A 13,875-nucleotide genomic window follows, 5' to 3' on the forward strand; every position below is an offset into this window, starting at 1 on the left:
GGATTTAAGGGCGCTTACACTATATGTCATAGCGCCTTGTTGATTGAGGCTATTCAAAACATCGTTTTGACTGCTGTCACGATCAAACAGGCTATAACGCAAACCAGCCGAAATATGCCAATAGCGATTCAAATCGATGGCGTCATTGCTATAAAAGCCGTACTCGGTTTGTCGAAAGCCGGTATCCAGTCGAGTGGTGCTAGGCAAGGAATGATCAAAGTTTGGCTTAAACACATTCAAGCTAAAGCCGCCAATTCGCCGCTGGCTGTGTAAGCTATCATCCGCATTATTACGTTCCACGCCACTGATCCAATGATGCATGCCCAGCGCCTGAAATTCCCCATGTACTTCGCCGCGCAGGCTGTATTGATCATAATGGTCATGAATGTCGCGGTAATAGCCGCTGACCGTGCCAGGGGTGGCGAAGGTATAAAACCCCAACAACACATCGTCGCGCTCGACATGAAAATAATGACTGGCAAAGTGCAACGACCAGATTTTGGAAAGTTGCTGATCAAGTGCGGTGCTAAAGCGCCAATAATGCCTATCTGATCTTGCCCTGGGATCAACATAGGATTGATCAAATACCACCTGATTTTGTGTGTAGAGATTGTCAAACCGATAGGGTTGATCTTGATAGCCGTATTCAAATCCTAGATTCAACGTGCCGCCGTCGGCATACAGCCAGGTTAAAGACGGCGCAATCGTCGCTCTGTCGTTACTGACATTTTCCATTTGACTATTACTGAGTTGTCCAGTGGCTATTACTCGATACAGCAAGGTTTTATCGGCATTTAGGGGGCCAGTGCTATCGGCCACCAAACGATTGAAATCATAACTGCCGGTGGCGTAAGTAAACTGATGGGTAGCAACAGCTTGCGGCTTTTTGCTGACATAATTAACCGTACCACCGGGTGAGCCGGAGCCATACAGTACAGAGGAATGACCTTTTAAAATATCCACTTGCTCAATCAACGCAATATCTCGCACCTGAAACCGCTGATTATCCAACACGCCATCCAGATAAGCGCTGCCGGCAGTGGTAAAGCCGCGTATGCGTAAATCGGTATTAAAGCCGGAGTCCGCTGAACTGGCTTGCACGCCGCTGACGAACTGGGCAATATCTTCCAATCGGTAACTCAAACTATCCTGCAACAATGCCTGATCGACGATACCGACCGAATAGGGCGTGTCTAGTAAAGGTACAAACATACGGGTAGCGCTATTAGATTCATCGCTGAAATAGGCAGCCGACACTTGTTCGCTGACAACCACGGGTTCCAGTCTGTCATCTACTACGTCACCAGCTATTGCCGATTTAATCAAACAAGCAAAAGCCAGATAGCCGTATCGCATAAATTGAAGCCGCTTACAGAGAAACGACACGCACTAGACACGACAATCCTTCCGTCTCCGGAAAACAAATGTCGCCAGTTTCGTCTGTCATTTTCCAATAGGAGATTACACTGCAAGGATAATTGGGCGCGGTAAATTGTACAGACAGCAATACAGTATCGCCTGGTAAGGTTTCTGGAATATCGATGCATTTTTGATCGGGTATAAGCTGCCGGCAAGCCATCGGCAAGGCTATCCCTTGCGTGATAGCTATCGATTCTATCGGTTCATCAACACAAACCAACTGGCGATTTTGCCAAACCCGATGGCCAATATTTTGAATCTCCCAGGTTTTACAAAAAGATTGGCCAATTAACACGGTGGTATTATCCGGCATAGTTTCGGTGACAAAACCACTGGCATCAAACTGATATTTTGCGCCAGTGGTAGAGAATTTTGGTAACTCAAATTGATGTAGCATATGCCGAAACAACACCACAGGATGTACCTGTAAAGCCCGCGCCAGCGAAATCAACGTGGAAATTTTCGCTTGTCCGGTCGAACCATCCAATACCCCATACAAAGCCTGTCGCGAAATACCCGATTGGCGCGCTAGCTCTGACATACTCATGTCTAGCGCTTCCGCACGCTTACGGACATAATCGGCAAATTTGAATTGAGGCATTAAAGAACAGATAAGAATTTAAAGGATTGGCGCATGGCTGAATAGCAACAGCCATACATACAATAGGAAAAAATTATCAAACTGTAAAGCTAAGTTGACAAATGCTCTGGTAAGGTTGCCTCATCTTCTGCAAAAGTTTTGTTGTTTAATCGCGCTTTGGTAGTGCCCTGAATGGATTTGAATTAAAAAATGAAAACCAGCAAAGACCTCTTCGGCATCGTCATTGCCGACGGCCACCCCGTCACACTTATAGGCATTGAATCCATTCTGGCTGCAGAAACCGCTTTTTGTGTTTTAGAAGCTTGCGACAACGGACACGACACCCTGAGGGCAGTTAAAGAGCATCAGCCGCAGATATTGTTGGTAGACATTGATTTACCCGGCAAAGACACCTTAAGTATCATCAAAGAAATTTCCCAAAACAACTTATCCGTTAGAGTGATTTTATTTGCCATCAGTATTGACGAAGACCAACTGTGCGAAGCCATCCGCTTAGGTGTACGCGGTGTTCTGTTGAAAAGCATGGGGCCACATTTGATTTTGCAATGCCTGCATAAAGTTCAAGCTGGCGGCGACTGGCTGGAAAGGAAATCCGTTAATCTGGCGCTGGAAAAAATACTGCGTCAACAATCTGCAGCCTCATTGATGGCGCAGATGCTGACTACGCGTGAACTTGAATTGGCGGCGTTGATAGCTAAAGGTTTAAACAACAAGGATGCAGGCGAACAATTGTGTTTGAGCGAAGGTACTGTAAAGGTTTATCTCAACCGGATTTACAGCAAACTGAAAGTGGCTAACCGTGTTGAATTAACGCTTGCGTTACAACAGCGCGGGCTAACTTAAAATTAGCTAATAAGATCGCGCGCTATTAACTTTAGTTAACAAAAATCATTTACTTTCGACAACTTACCCGGCGATGAAAATTACTTTATTCTATTTAACATAAACTTAAGATGGGTACTAGGTGAGCAAAACTCAAGACCAACCTACAGCCCAACGCTTTGCTTCAGTTTTCAGCGTGGAGCTTGCTCAAGACACCGGTTTAACCGTTAACCTGAGTACCACCGGCATTTATTTCACCACTCAGGCTGCTATCGAAACCGGATAGTCGTTATGTTTTTGCATTGTGCTGGAGAAAATAGGCGCTTTGGTCAGCCGTTTGCGCTGTGAAGGCCAAATTGTCCGCACTGAAGACTTAACGCAGCATTGGGGTGTCGCCGTGCAGTTTAGTGATTTTGGCTTTGAATATGCAGGATGAGAGTTAGTAGTCGCACAATTAGAAATAACCAAGACACAAAACATCAAATTGACGCTGATACGTTGAGTCTAAAATTTTAATTACTACAAAAAGGAAAAACCATGAAAAAAACCATAGGATTGTTAGCGCTTTGTATGACAACCGTGGGCGCTAATGCAGCAACTACTGTAGATTTATCGCAGTTGTCTCAGACGAATCCGGGAACCGTTCAGATGGATTTGTCGGGAAATTTCAGTAATGTCGCCGGCAGTATTTCATCTGGCGCAGCTTTTACCAGCCGTTTTACTTTTAATTTGATGCAACCGAATGGCTCTATATTAGAAGGGACATATCCCAACAGGGTACTAAAGTTAGATTATTGGCAAAACGCACAAGCGTCCGTTGATGCTAGTAATCAACACGCAGAATCTACCCATGATGAACTTAATTTTTGGGACAATCATCTAGGGGTTACCGAGGCAGAAATCGATAGAAACGGTTTTACTGGGTTGGTTACTGCTGATATTTATGATTTTGTCGCTTTGAGCGGTAGCTCTGCTGACGTTCAGTTTGATTCAGTGACAGATGAGTTAACGCAAGGCACCGAGTTTTCGATGATAGCCCTTTTTGATAAAGACACTTTCGTCATTGATCCAAACACGCCGCTTAACTATGCGGATATTTTTTCGGCTAATCCTATTTTTCTAGGGTTTCAGTTACAAAAAGTCACTAACGGTATTGAGGATTTTCGCGCTGCAGGTGAGTTATCAAGTCTGACTATATCAAGCGTGCCATTACCTGCCTCTGTTTGGTTATTTGGTTCAGCGATTGCCGGTATTGGCTTCCGTTTACGCAAACGCGCTTAAACCAACATACTAACCTGATGCTTGTATGTTGAGGAAGTGCTGGTTAAACCGATTCGTTCTTCTTGCAGAAGATGTGACTGTGAGCGGTTCAGCGCTTCCTTAGTTATGCATCATGCACATGACCTGGATTTTAGGCCGCTTAAAGCTTAGGTAAATAATCCTAGCAAAAACCTGATATTTGTTAATTAATTTAGTGGCTTGTAAAGCTAAGTTGACAATTCATCTGATAAAGTCAATCTAAGGCCTTGCTGATCATTAGTGCTTTGGCGGACCTTTGTAAGTTGACCGCTATATAGGTTTACGCTGCCAGATAACCCTCTTAGGAGATAACTATGTTCGGCTCGAAAATCAAATTAGGAAGCCTGGTCAGGCCTATTTGCGATGATGTACTGCCTGATGTAACCAGGCTTTCGATAGGTCAAATCATCATGCTAAAGACTGTCGGGTTTAATAGTCGAGACTTTTACGTCACCGTGCGCTGGGATAATGGTACGGAAACATTTTTGAACGCAGTGTTTTTTGTAAAAACCGTGGAAATCATTGAAGACCCGTTGGTTGACGTGCGCTAAGGATTTGATCGCATATACTTTGTCCATCGCGCAGTGCTTTGCGGTGCTTTAAAGATTAAACTCTCAAACTAGGCAGTTGAATATTCAGGCAGTAATGTCGTATATATTCAATAACATAAAAGAACATGGCGCAACTGGCGTCCGTAGTCAAAACATGATGTGCGTTATAAAAAACGCGCAACGCAGGTATTTTTTTGGGAAATTGCCCAGGATTTTTTAATCAGCTGGCATCGATAGTGCACGCTGACGAGACTGCTTGGGTCATAAACACTTTAGATTACTCCGCCTTTGTGGTTTCTTCCGCTGGTATAATGTGCGCATAGCCAACTTTCCTTCAGGCAGGCTCAATGTTGCCTGATCACATCATTTAATGCCTATCAAAGTAACTCAACAAGTATTGCCATATTTCGAGGATAGCGCCGTATTATTTGCGGCTTGTGCCAGTCAGCCGTGGGCGATTTTTCTGGATAGCGCCTTTCCGGCAAGTCAGCAGGGGCGGTTTGACATTATGGCTTATGGGCCGGTGTGTACCTTGGAAACCCGGGGTGATATTACTGTCATCAATAATGCACAAGGTCAAACTACAAGTAGGCTTGATCCCTTTTTGTTGCTCAAACAGTATCTGGGGCCCACTTTACCCACTATTGACGATTTGCCGTTTAATGGCGGTGCCATGGGATATTTTGCCTATGACTTAGCGCGCCGTATTGAAAAAATACCGGTAATCGCCAAAGATACTGAAAATCTGCCCGATATGGCTGTGGGTATTTATCGCTGGGCGGTGGTGGTGGATCACAAAAAACAGCAAAGTTTTCTGGTGGGTTACGATATCCCTGAAGGACTTAAAACTAGTTTATTTAAGCAATTTAGTGCTTTGCCCGATAAACAAGCCATCAATAACTTTAGCGTCCAATCTGCTCCGCAATCCAATATGACGCGGCAAAGCTACGGCCAGGCTTTAAAAAAAATTAAGCATTATTTAAAAGAAGGCGACTGTTATCAGGTCAATCTTACTCAACGATTTGTCAGTCCTTGCCAAGGTAATCCCTGGTTTGCTTATCAGGTATTGCGCAAGATTAATGCCGCCCCCTTTAGTAGCTATATGAATTTGCCGGATGTGCAAGTGTTGAGCTCCTCTCCGGAGCGCTTCTTGAAGGTCACACATGGCAAGGTGGAAACCAAGCCGATTAAAGGCACCCGTGCTAGAAAAGCGTTGGCCATTGAAGATCAAAAACAAATCATGGCCTTATCCGCCAGCACTAAAGATAGAGCAGAAAATGTGATGATAGTTGATCTGCTGCGTAACGACATCAGCAAAAGTTGTAAAGAAGGCTCGGTTAGGGTGCCTACATTATTTGCGGTGGAAAGTTACGCAACGGTGCACCATTTAGTCAGCACCGTGACAGGTGAGCTGGCAGATGATCAGCATGCTTTGGATTTGCTTAGAAGTTGCTTTCCCGGTGGCTCGATTACCGGCGCGCCTAAAATTCGTGCCATGGAAGTCATTGAAGAATTAGAGCCTGATAGACGCGGGGTTTATTGTGGCGCCATGGGTTATATCGGTTTTGATGGCAATATGGATACCAATATTGCCATTCGCACTTTGATACATAATCATGGCAGCATTCGCTTTTGGGTGGGGGGCGGTATAGTCAATGATTCCGATGAGGCGGCTGAATACCAGGAATGCTATGATAAAGCCGCTGCATTATTACAATTGCTGGAACAATTTCAGCAGTGATTACCGTGATTAAACTGGGTGGTAGTTTGCTTTCCGCAGGCGTGCTACCGAGATGCCTTGACAGGATTGCGCATTATCCCGGTAAAGTGTTGATCGTACCTGGTGGTGGTGTGTTTGCCGATCAGGTGCGGCATGCGCAAAAAGACTGGGGGTTTGATGATATAGCTGCTCATCGGATGGCTATTTTGGCAATGCAGCAAATGGCGCTGTTGTTTAACAGCCTGAAACCTGATTTTGCCATATTTGATCGAGCATCAAAACCTTGTCAAATCACCAAACCAGCTATTTGGTCGCCCGATATTCAAGAGCTGGATAATGCCGGTATCGCTGCTAATTGGGAGATTACCTCCGATAGTTTAGCGGCTTGGTTAGCAGGGCAGGTGGCTGCCAATGAGCTGTTGTTGGTTAAATCCTGTCCGCTTGACGAAGATAGTTCTTTGCATGATTTACAGCAGCTAAATATTCTGGATGCCGGTTTTTTAAAGATTACTGAATCTGCATGCTTTAAAATAACCCTTATGAATAAAGACCGATTTTTAACTCTGGCATGATCAAATTCATCAAAGCTATACTTAACAAACCCTTGCGCAATGCTTATTACCAAAGCCGAGAGTCTTTGCTGGGTCATCATAAACGCGACATTGTGGTGATTCAGGTCGATCAGGCCTGTGAAAGTTTAAAAGATAGTCGCGATCAATTTATCGATGCGCTGGAAAAATTCAAAAGCGTTGCCAGGCATGACGACAGTCCGTTAGAACTACGTTATCAACAATTAAAAAAACGTTACGATATTTGTCGCAATAAAGCCGACCAGGTCGGACAGCGTATTCAAGCCATTGAAGACGTTAGCAACGCATTGTTTGCCGAGTGGGAAGGCGAGTTGGCGTTGTATAGCAGTCGATCCCTAAAAGCGCGCAGTCAGCAGCAACTGAAAAAATCCCGTCAACAATATGGGCGTTTGTTAAAGGCATTACAGATAGCCGAATCGCGTATGCATCCGGTTTTGGCGGCGTTTCAGGATCAGGTGTTGTTTTTAAAACATAATCTCAATGCGCATGCTATTGCGGCTTTACGGCACGAGTTTATTGAGATGGGGGTGGATATTTCTAGATTGATAGAAGTGATGGAAAAAACCATTGCCGAAGCCAGTCAGTTTGTGTCTGTTCTGGTAGAACAAAAACAACTGCCGGCCCCGGTTTTGAGACGCTAATTACATGGCTTGCATTTTGTAATCGACCCGATGAGGGTTGGTTTTATCGCGGATATCGGGGGTTTTTTTGCGGTTTTGATCAATACGCTCTTGGGTATATTGTGCGATCATTTGGTCCCAATTGGTAAATTTATCATAGTCTTTAAAACCACTGGCTTTGCGTTTTAAAAACAATTCCTTGCCTTTGTTTATGAGTACATCCGGTGTGTTGCCGTCGATTTCGTTTAAAAAGTCTTTGTTATTTCTGATTTCGTCCCTTAAAGTCCAGTAAGACACTTCAAACTCAATACGCTGGTCTAATGGCAATCTTTCTTTGATGGAATTGACTGATCGACTGACTGTTTTTAGACTGCTGCCATTAATCTGGTGGCTTTTATTACAGCCAATCAGCAAGGAACAGACGAGAAAAACAAGAATTGTTGTTACTTTCTTCATAGATAAAGCCTCCCAGTGGCCTAAATAAACACGCCCGGTTATTTATACTTATAATGCGGGTAGTCCGGGTCATTAAACAAACTAATTTACTCGGTAATTATAAACCCAAGCCCATTTATCATGCTGGAATTTATCCAACTTCTCAAGCAGCGTTACCAGACTGTGCAAGCGCAACTGGATAAAAAAAGCCCGCATTTTTTTGAATATTTGCAACGCATAGAACAATTGCTCTATGCCGAGGCTTTTATTCGAAAAGGTCGGCTAATTGAAGATAAGCCTAATTTTCCGCTACAAATAGCAGTGATAGGGCCGACTCAAGCCGGCAAAAGTTCCATCGTCAATTTGCTATTAAATGCCGATCTAGCCGGCGTTAGCCCCTTGGCTGGTTACACTGTGCATGCACAGGGTTTCTGTCATCAGCTTAATTTAGATGACTGTGACGGCATGCAACATTATTTTGGCCGTTTTCAGGGCTTAACCACGGCTGAACTATCACGCAATCGCTATGATTGTTATGCCATTAGTGCCAGTCCTACGCAATCAAATTTGTTACCGTCTTGCGTGATATGGGATACACCGGATTTTGATTCTATTGATGCCGCAGATTATCGCGAAGGTGTCATCCGCACCCTAGCTTTGGCTGATGTGATTGTGCTGGTTGTCAGCAAGGAAAAGTACGCCGATCAATCGGTCTGGGAGGTGATGCAAACCCTGGCAGACTTTGCTCAGCCTACCTTGATTTGTCTGAATAAATTAGTCGAAGGCAGTGAAGACTTGGTTTTGCAATCACTAAGGCAAAAATGGCAGCAATGCCGCAGCGATGCGATGCCCCCCGTAATACCGATGTTGTTTCAAAAGCCCTCCGCATTACCGGATTGGCCGGCCGCAGAACAGCAGCAATTGTTTGCGTTAGCCAGACAGGTACAACATAAAAAACACGCTCAGCATCAACAGCAGTTTATTCAAAGTTTTTGGCTGCAATGGTTAGAGCCTGTATTTAGCGAGCATCAATCTCAGCGAAATTGGCAAATGCTGGTTGATCAGTGTCTGGAGCAGGCAATAGCCGCTTATCGACGTGATTTTCTCGATCATCCGCATCACTATCATACCTTTCAGGTCGCATTGCTGAATCTGTTGGATCTGCTGGAAATTCCCGGCCTTGCCAATATACTCAGTAAAACCCGACGGGTTATGACGTGGCCAATGCGTAAGCTGATGAGGTTGGGGAGAGGGGGATTTCATGCCAGCCCTGATCTGGAAATCACTACATTGAATCAGATTGGTGAGCACGTCATGATTCAGTTGGCTGACAAGCTATTGGAGAAAACAGAATCGGAAGCTGAAAATGTAAGCTGGTGGCGAGATACCGCTATTGTAATGCGTCAAAAAAGAACAGGTTTATTGCAAGGTTTTCAACAAGCTGTCGTGACTTATCATAGCGGGTTTCAATTAGATGTCGAGGCTGCTGCACATCGCTTGTATTACAAATTAGAAGAGCAGCCGATGGTGTTAAACAGCTTGCGTGCAACGCGATTATCTACTGATGCTGGCGCGATGATTTTAGCGATTCATGCCGGTGGCATCGGGGTACATGACTTATTTATTACACCCTTGATGCTAAGCGTCACCTCATTATTGGCAGAAAGTGCCATTGGCAGTTACATGCAGCGCGTGGAAGCCGAATTAAAACAACATCAGCTGCAGACGGTTAAATACCAGTTGTTTCAGGAAAATTTACGCGATCAGCTTTATCAGTTGCCGCAGCAAAGTCATTCCACCCGTCGTTTTAATATTAGCGAGCAACAATGCCAGCAGGTCGAACTAGCGTTAAAAGAGAAAAAACATGGCTTACGATTACTCTGAACTTTTAGCCCAGGCGCAAAACTGGGCACATACAGCCATAGATCGGGGATTTCTTAAACAAACCAGTGCCAGCGAACTGTTTGAGCTTGATCTCCGTAGTCCTGAACAATTGTTCGCAACCGCTGATAACCAAGCCAGACCTTTGATCGTGGCATTTATTGGCGGCACCGGCGTTGGCAAAAGCTCGTTATTAAATCGACTGGCAGGGCAGGCCATAGCTAAAGCGGGTATAGAAAGACCTACCTCGCGGGAAGTGACGCTTTACCATCATCAAGCTTTACATCTCAACCAATTGCCGGCTAATTTGCCATTGGATAAAACCAGAGTCAGCCAGCATGAAAACTCGCAGAACAGTCATATCGTTTGGATTGATATGCCTGATTTTGATAGTGTAGAACTGGGCAACAAGGCGTTAGTATTGCAGTGGTTACCCCATATTGATGTGTTGCTGTATGTGGTCAGTCCTGAACGTTACCGCGATAACAAAGCCTGGCAATTACTGCAAGCCGAGGGTTGCAAACATGCCTGGCTGTTTGTCATGAATCAATGGGACAGAGCGGTGCCCAGTCAACTGGATGACTTTAAACAGCAGCTGAGTAAAGCAGGATTTACTGATCCGATTGTGCTGTTTACTAGTTGCACCGAACCCGATAACGATAATTTTTCAGAGTTACTCGCACAGCTCAATGCTTTGTCGACCCAGCAAACGATGCTACAAATGACGCAGCATAATAAACGCTTGCGTCTGCAGAGTTTAAGCAATATCTTGCAGTCGTTTTTGCAGCAGCTTAATCAGCAAGACTTTGCCTTTGTGCGCCAACAAATCGATGATCACTGGCAGCAAACAGAAACAACTTTTCATCAAGGCTTAGCATGGATTCTAAAATCGCATGCCGAGACTTTAGCCGGCAGGCAGGATAATAAATCCGAAATCAAAGTATGGGATGATTGGGCGCAAACACGATTGAATGATGTATTGGAAGACACTTTGCAGATAGCCCATCAGTCCAATATTTTAATCAGGGCTTTAAAGCCGGAGCTGGATAACATAAAAAAAAGCAGCGCAAAAAATGCTGCGCAACAAATTGTCTTGTCAGGTCGGCAAGCTTTGTTAAACCCGGGTAGCACTTTGCAGCGTTTTTTGCTGCGATTGACAGCAATTTGTGAAACCCTGCTACCACTGCTGGCCATGTTCATCGTGGGCTATCAAGTTTTTTCCAGATATTACCAGAGTGCCTTTGAATCCATGGCCTATCTAGGCGTGGATTTTGCCGTTCATAGTGTGCTATTGATTGCATTAAGCTGGTTAATCCCTTTTTTCCTGCATAAAAAAATGCAACCCTCTTTAGAAAAGGCAGCTTTTTCAGGCCTAAATAAAGGTTTAACTCAAGTCATGATCAATATACGTGCTGAAATAGAACAGTCATTACTAAATGTTGAGCAGGGGAAACTGAATTGTCAGCAAGAGTTACTGGAAATAATCAATAAAACCCAAGCTGATACGCAGGATTTCGGAACAAATGATGCTTTATTGCAACGGGTTTTATTGCGTTAGAGAATAATTGGAGCAGGCGTCTAAGGACGTTCAGAAGTCAATTACACTACTGCACCGATGACTCCCGATGTACAATTCGAATTTGCACTTTTTATAACTACGACTAATTTATGGCATTTGAACAACTTTCATCCCTCAGAGATGAGCTTGCAAAACAAGCGGCCACTGAGAAAGCATTAAAAAAACAAAAGCAGGCCAGTAATGGAACATCAGCACCGAAGTCCAGCAAAGTTGATCCGCTAGTGCTGGTGATCGGAATGCTGCAGAAAAAATTCCCTCTAGCATTCCCGAAAAAACCTGCCGCCAAAGTTCCGCTTAAAATAGGTATTCATAAAGACATTCTTGAGCAAGCTGAACAATTGGGTATCGATAAAAAAGACATACGCGCGGCGATTAAAACCTGGTGTTGGGGTAATCGTTACTGGGAATGTATGCTGGAAAATGCCGCCAGGGTCGACTTGAATGGCGATACGGTGGGGCAAGTAACCAAAGTAGATGCTGAGCAGGCAGAACTGTTGAAAAAAAGACGGCAAAAAAAGTCCAAACCAGAAGTGCAGCCCAGCGAGAGTGTCTAGCCTTGATCCTGACGGCAATCAGCTGGAGCTGATTCGCAGCCAAATTTAGGAATGCGCATGAAACAAGTTCGCCATCTGTAGGTGCGAATTCATTCGCACTGTGCGGATAAATCCACACCTACACCGGATTTTTGCATAGGATATTTCATGCACATTCCTAAAGTTATTTTATGAGCGTTCCTTAGTTACACGACCAGTATTTCAAATTCACACACCCTATTGACTCTAAATATAGGTATCCAGTTATGTCATTTCCCAAATCCTTGGAATACGGCGGCCATGCCCTGGTTTGGTCCGGCGATTGGACGCCCGACGGGGCGCGAAAAGCTATCAGCGGCGCGGCGCGGGCTGGCTATGATTATATCGAAATCGCCCTGTTAGACCCGTGGCAAGTCGATGTTGCGTTAACCAAAGATCTGCTACAAGAATTTAATCTGCGGGCACATGCTTCGCTGGGTTTATCCGCTACTACCGATGTCACCAGCACCAACCCGTCTATCGTAGCCAAAGGCGACGAATTGCTCCGCAAAGCGACCGATGTGCTTTATGCCCTTGGTGGTACAGAACTGTGTGGGGTGATTTATTGCGCGTTGGGTAAATATGCAGGGCCGGCATCAAAAGAAAACCGAGCCAATTCGGTTGCCGCCATGCAGCGTCTGGCTGACTATGCGGCCGATAAAGGTATTAATATTGACCTGGAAGTTGTCAATCGCTATGAAACCAATATCATGAATACGGGTATTGAAGGACTGGCCTTTCTGGATGAGGTCAATCGCTCCAACGCTTATTTGCACCTGGATACCTATCACATGAATATCGAGGAAGATGGCATGGAAAAATCGGTGCTCGCTGCCCGAGACCGATTGGGTTATGTACACATCGGTGAAAGCCATCGGGGTTATTTAGGGACCGGCAATGTCAACTTCGATGCGTTTTTTAATGCACTGAAAAAAATCAACTACCAAGGCCCGATTACATTTGAATCGTTTTCTGCCGAAGTGGTGGATCCCAAACTGTCCAATACGCTATGTGTATGGCGCAATCTTTGGCATGATTCGGATGATCTGGCACAAAAGGCGCTAATGTTTATGAAACAGCGCTATTAGCTTATGAAGAAAGCAATTATTTACCTGCATGGTTTTAATTCGGCATCAATTGATTTAGACGGCAATTTGCTGACCAAAAAAGAAAAGTTGTTGGTCTTGCAAACATTTTGCGCCGACCATGATGTGCTGTTTTTTACCCCGAATATCGATTACCGCGATTTTCAAAATCTGGTTGAGGACATGCTGTATGAATGGAATCAATTTTTGGATCAGGGTTATGAGGTTATTTTTATGGGCTCATCCATGGGTGGCTTTGCCAGCGAATACCTGGCCATGAAAACCGGCAGCAAGGCTATTATGATTAACCCGGTGATTAGTCCTACTGAGTTGTTACCGCAGTTTATAGGCGTCAGCGAAAATCTCGAAACCGGACAGCCTTATGAGTGGAATCAGCTTTATTGTCAGCAATATCACGCTTATGAACAAGAGCTTGCAAATCACTCGCAGTCTATCGACAGAACCATACTTTTAGATAGGGCCGATGAATTACTGGATGTGGAAAAAACAAGTTTGAAGTATCAATCGATCGCACAAGTCATAGTCTTTGAAGCAGGTTCGCACAGTTTTGAACATATGCGCCAGGCTTTGCCAGTTGTGGAGAAGGTGATTTTTCCCTAAGTCCATCTCCGAACACCCACTCAGTCCAACCCTTAAAACAGCTTCTTAGTATTTAATTTGCCGGTTTGAGCAAAATTAAG

16 protein-coding genes are annotated in these 13,875 nt (G+C 44.6%); 13 read left to right on the forward strand and 3 right to left on the reverse strand.

Annotated elements, in window-relative coordinates; genetic code table 11:
* Both A1359_RS11390 and A1359_RS11395 read right to left on the reverse strand, forming a co-directional pair.
* Window positions 1-1,356 (reverse strand): TonB-dependent siderophore receptor (locus tag A1359_RS11390; RefSeq protein ID WP_157200538.1); only part of this gene is annotated, 1,356 nt, incomplete at its 3' end.
* A gap of 13 nt (window positions 1,357-1,369) precedes the next feature.
* A complete protein-coding gene (locus A1359_RS11395; protein WP_066982620.1) occupies window positions 1,370-2,020 on the reverse strand; it encodes an NBR1-Ig-like domain-containing protein in 651 nt (216 codons plus the stop codon).
* A 189-nt stretch (window positions 2,021-2,209) separates the two neighbouring features.
* On the opposite strand from A1359_RS11395, the gene A1359_RS11400 reads away from it, so the two are divergent.
* From A1359_RS11400 to A1359_RS11425, 8 genes are all read left to right on the forward strand, one after another.
* Window positions 2,210-2,863 carry a response regulator gene (locus A1359_RS11400; protein ID WP_066982623.1) on the forward strand — a complete coding sequence of 218 codons (654 nt, stop codon included), beginning with the start codon at window positions 2,210-2,212 and terminating at the stop codon, window positions 2,861-2,863.
* 121 nt (window positions 2,864-2,984) lie between these two features.
* The gene (locus A1359_RS22465) at window positions 2,985-3,128 is read left to right on the forward strand and encodes a hypothetical protein (protein WP_157200539.1); all 144 of its coding nucleotides are present in this window, start codon (window positions 2,985-2,987) and stop codon (window positions 3,126-3,128) included.
* 18 nt (window positions 3,129-3,146) lie between these two features.
* Window positions 3,147-3,278: a hypothetical protein gene (locus tag A1359_RS23465; protein WP_269747910.1), complete on the forward strand. Its 132-nt coding sequence runs from the start codon at window positions 3,147-3,149 to the stop codon at window positions 3,276-3,278.
* Window positions 3,279-3,379: 101 nt separating this feature from the next.
* A complete protein-coding gene (locus A1359_RS11405; RefSeq protein WP_066982626.1) occupies window positions 3,380-4,123 on the forward strand; it encodes a VPLPA-CTERM sorting domain-containing protein in 744 nt (247 codons plus the stop codon).
* 332 nt (window positions 4,124-4,455) lie between these two features.
* Window positions 4,456-4,692: a hypothetical protein gene (locus A1359_RS11410; protein ID WP_066982629.1), complete on the forward strand. Its 237-nt coding sequence runs from the start codon at window positions 4,456-4,458 to the stop codon at window positions 4,690-4,692.
* Window positions 4,693-5,062: 370 nt separating this feature from the next.
* A complete protein-coding gene (gene pabB, locus A1359_RS11415) occupies window positions 5,063-6,433 on the forward strand; it encodes an aminodeoxychorismate synthase component I (protein WP_066982632.1) in 1,371 nt (456 codons plus the stop codon).
* A gap of 5 nt (window positions 6,434-6,438) precedes the next feature.
* Complete coding sequence (locus A1359_RS11420) at window positions 6,439-6,984, forward strand: amino acid kinase family protein (RefSeq protein WP_332310084.1); 546 nt, start codon at window positions 6,439-6,441, stop codon at window positions 6,982-6,984.
* Window positions 6,981-7,643, forward strand: a complete 663-nt coding sequence (locus tag A1359_RS11425) for a DUF2959 domain-containing protein (RefSeq protein WP_066982635.1) — start codon at window positions 6,981-6,983, stop codon at window positions 7,641-7,643. Before A1359_RS11420 ends, A1359_RS11425 begins: the two co-directional genes overlap by 4 nt.
* Here A1359_RS11425 and A1359_RS11430 read toward each other — a convergent pair whose 3' ends face one another.
* Window positions 7,644-8,078 (reverse strand): DUF6694 family lipoprotein, encoded by a 435-nt coding sequence (locus A1359_RS11430; RefSeq protein ID WP_066982640.1) that lies wholly within the window; start codon window positions 8,076-8,078, stop codon window positions 7,644-7,646. It lies immediately after the preceding gene.
* Between the two features lie 120 nt (window positions 8,079-8,198).
* On the opposite strand from A1359_RS11430, the gene A1359_RS11435 reads away from it, so the two are divergent.
* From A1359_RS11435 to A1359_RS11455, 5 genes are all read left to right on the forward strand, one after another.
* On the forward strand, window positions 8,199-9,941 hold the full coding sequence (locus tag A1359_RS11435) for a GTPase (RefSeq protein ID WP_066982643.1): 1,743 nt from the start codon (window positions 8,199-8,201) through the stop codon (window positions 9,939-9,941).
* Complete coding sequence (locus A1359_RS11440; protein ID WP_066982648.1) at window positions 9,922-11,496, forward strand: GTPase; 1,575 nt, start codon at window positions 9,922-9,924, stop codon at window positions 11,494-11,496. The genes A1359_RS11435 and A1359_RS11440 overlap by 20 nt, the downstream gene beginning before the upstream one ends.
* A 110-nt stretch (window positions 11,497-11,606) precedes the next feature.
* On the forward strand, window positions 11,607-12,071 hold the full coding sequence (locus tag A1359_RS11445) for a ProQ/FinO family protein (protein ID WP_066982651.1): 465 nt from the start codon (window positions 11,607-11,609) through the stop codon (window positions 12,069-12,071).
* 245 nt (window positions 12,072-12,316) lie between these two features.
* Window positions 12,317-13,177 carry a sugar phosphate isomerase/epimerase family protein gene (locus A1359_RS11450; protein ID WP_066982654.1) on the forward strand — a complete coding sequence of 287 codons (861 nt, stop codon included), beginning with the start codon at window positions 12,317-12,319 and terminating at the stop codon, window positions 13,175-13,177.
* A 3-nt stretch (window positions 13,178-13,180) separates the two neighbouring features.
* On the forward strand, window positions 13,181-13,795 hold the full coding sequence (locus A1359_RS11455; RefSeq protein ID WP_066982657.1) for a YqiA/YcfP family alpha/beta fold hydrolase: 615 nt from the start codon (window positions 13,181-13,183) through the stop codon (window positions 13,793-13,795).
* The last annotated feature ends 80 nt before the right edge of the window (window positions 13,796-13,875 follow it).

This window comes from Methylomonas lenta (assembly GCF_001644015.1).
GTDB classification, from domain to species: domain Bacteria; phylum Pseudomonadota; class Gammaproteobacteria; order Methylococcales; family Methylomonadaceae; genus Methylomonas; species Methylomonas lenta.

Excerpts from the sequence above, each read along its gene's own strand:
- A1359_RS11395 (WP_066982620.1), bottom strand. The coding sequence starts at position 2,020 with ATGCCTCAATTCAAATTTGCCGATTATGTCCGTAAGCGTGCGGAAGCG.
- A1359_RS11400 (WP_066982623.1), top strand. The coding sequence starts at position 2,210 with ATGAAAACCAGCAAAGACCTCTTCGGCATCGTCATTGCCGACGGCCAC.
- A1359_RS11405 (WP_066982626.1), top strand. The coding sequence starts at position 3,380 with ATGAAAAAAACCATAGGATTGTTAGCGCTTTGTATGACAACCGTGGGC.
- A1359_RS11410 (WP_066982629.1), top strand. The coding sequence starts at position 4,456 with ATGTTCGGCTCGAAAATCAAATTAGGAAGCCTGGTCAGGCCTATTTGC.
- pabB (WP_066982632.1), top strand. The coding sequence starts at position 5,063 with ATGCCTATCAAAGTAACTCAACAAGTATTGCCATATTTCGAGGATAGC.
- A1359_RS11425 (WP_066982635.1), top strand. The coding sequence starts at position 6,981 with ATGATCAAATTCATCAAAGCTATACTTAACAAACCCTTGCGCAATGCT.
- A1359_RS11430 (WP_066982640.1), bottom strand. The coding sequence starts at position 8,078 with ATGAAGAAAGTAACAACAATTCTTGTTTTTCTCGTCTGTTCCTTGCTG.
- A1359_RS11435 (WP_066982643.1), top strand. The coding sequence starts at position 8,199 with ATGCTGGAATTTATCCAACTTCTCAAGCAGCGTTACCAGACTGTGCAA.
- A1359_RS11440 (WP_066982648.1), top strand. The coding sequence starts at position 9,922 with ATGGCTTACGATTACTCTGAACTTTTAGCCCAGGCGCAAAACTGGGCA.
- A1359_RS11445 (WP_066982651.1), top strand. The coding sequence starts at position 11,607 with ATGGCATTTGAACAACTTTCATCCCTCAGAGATGAGCTTGCAAAACAA.
- A1359_RS11450 (WP_066982654.1), top strand. The coding sequence starts at position 12,317 with ATGTCATTTCCCAAATCCTTGGAATACGGCGGCCATGCCCTGGTTTGG.
- A1359_RS11455 (WP_066982657.1), top strand. The coding sequence starts at position 13,181 with ATGAAGAAAGCAATTATTTACCTGCATGGTTTTAATTCGGCATCAATT.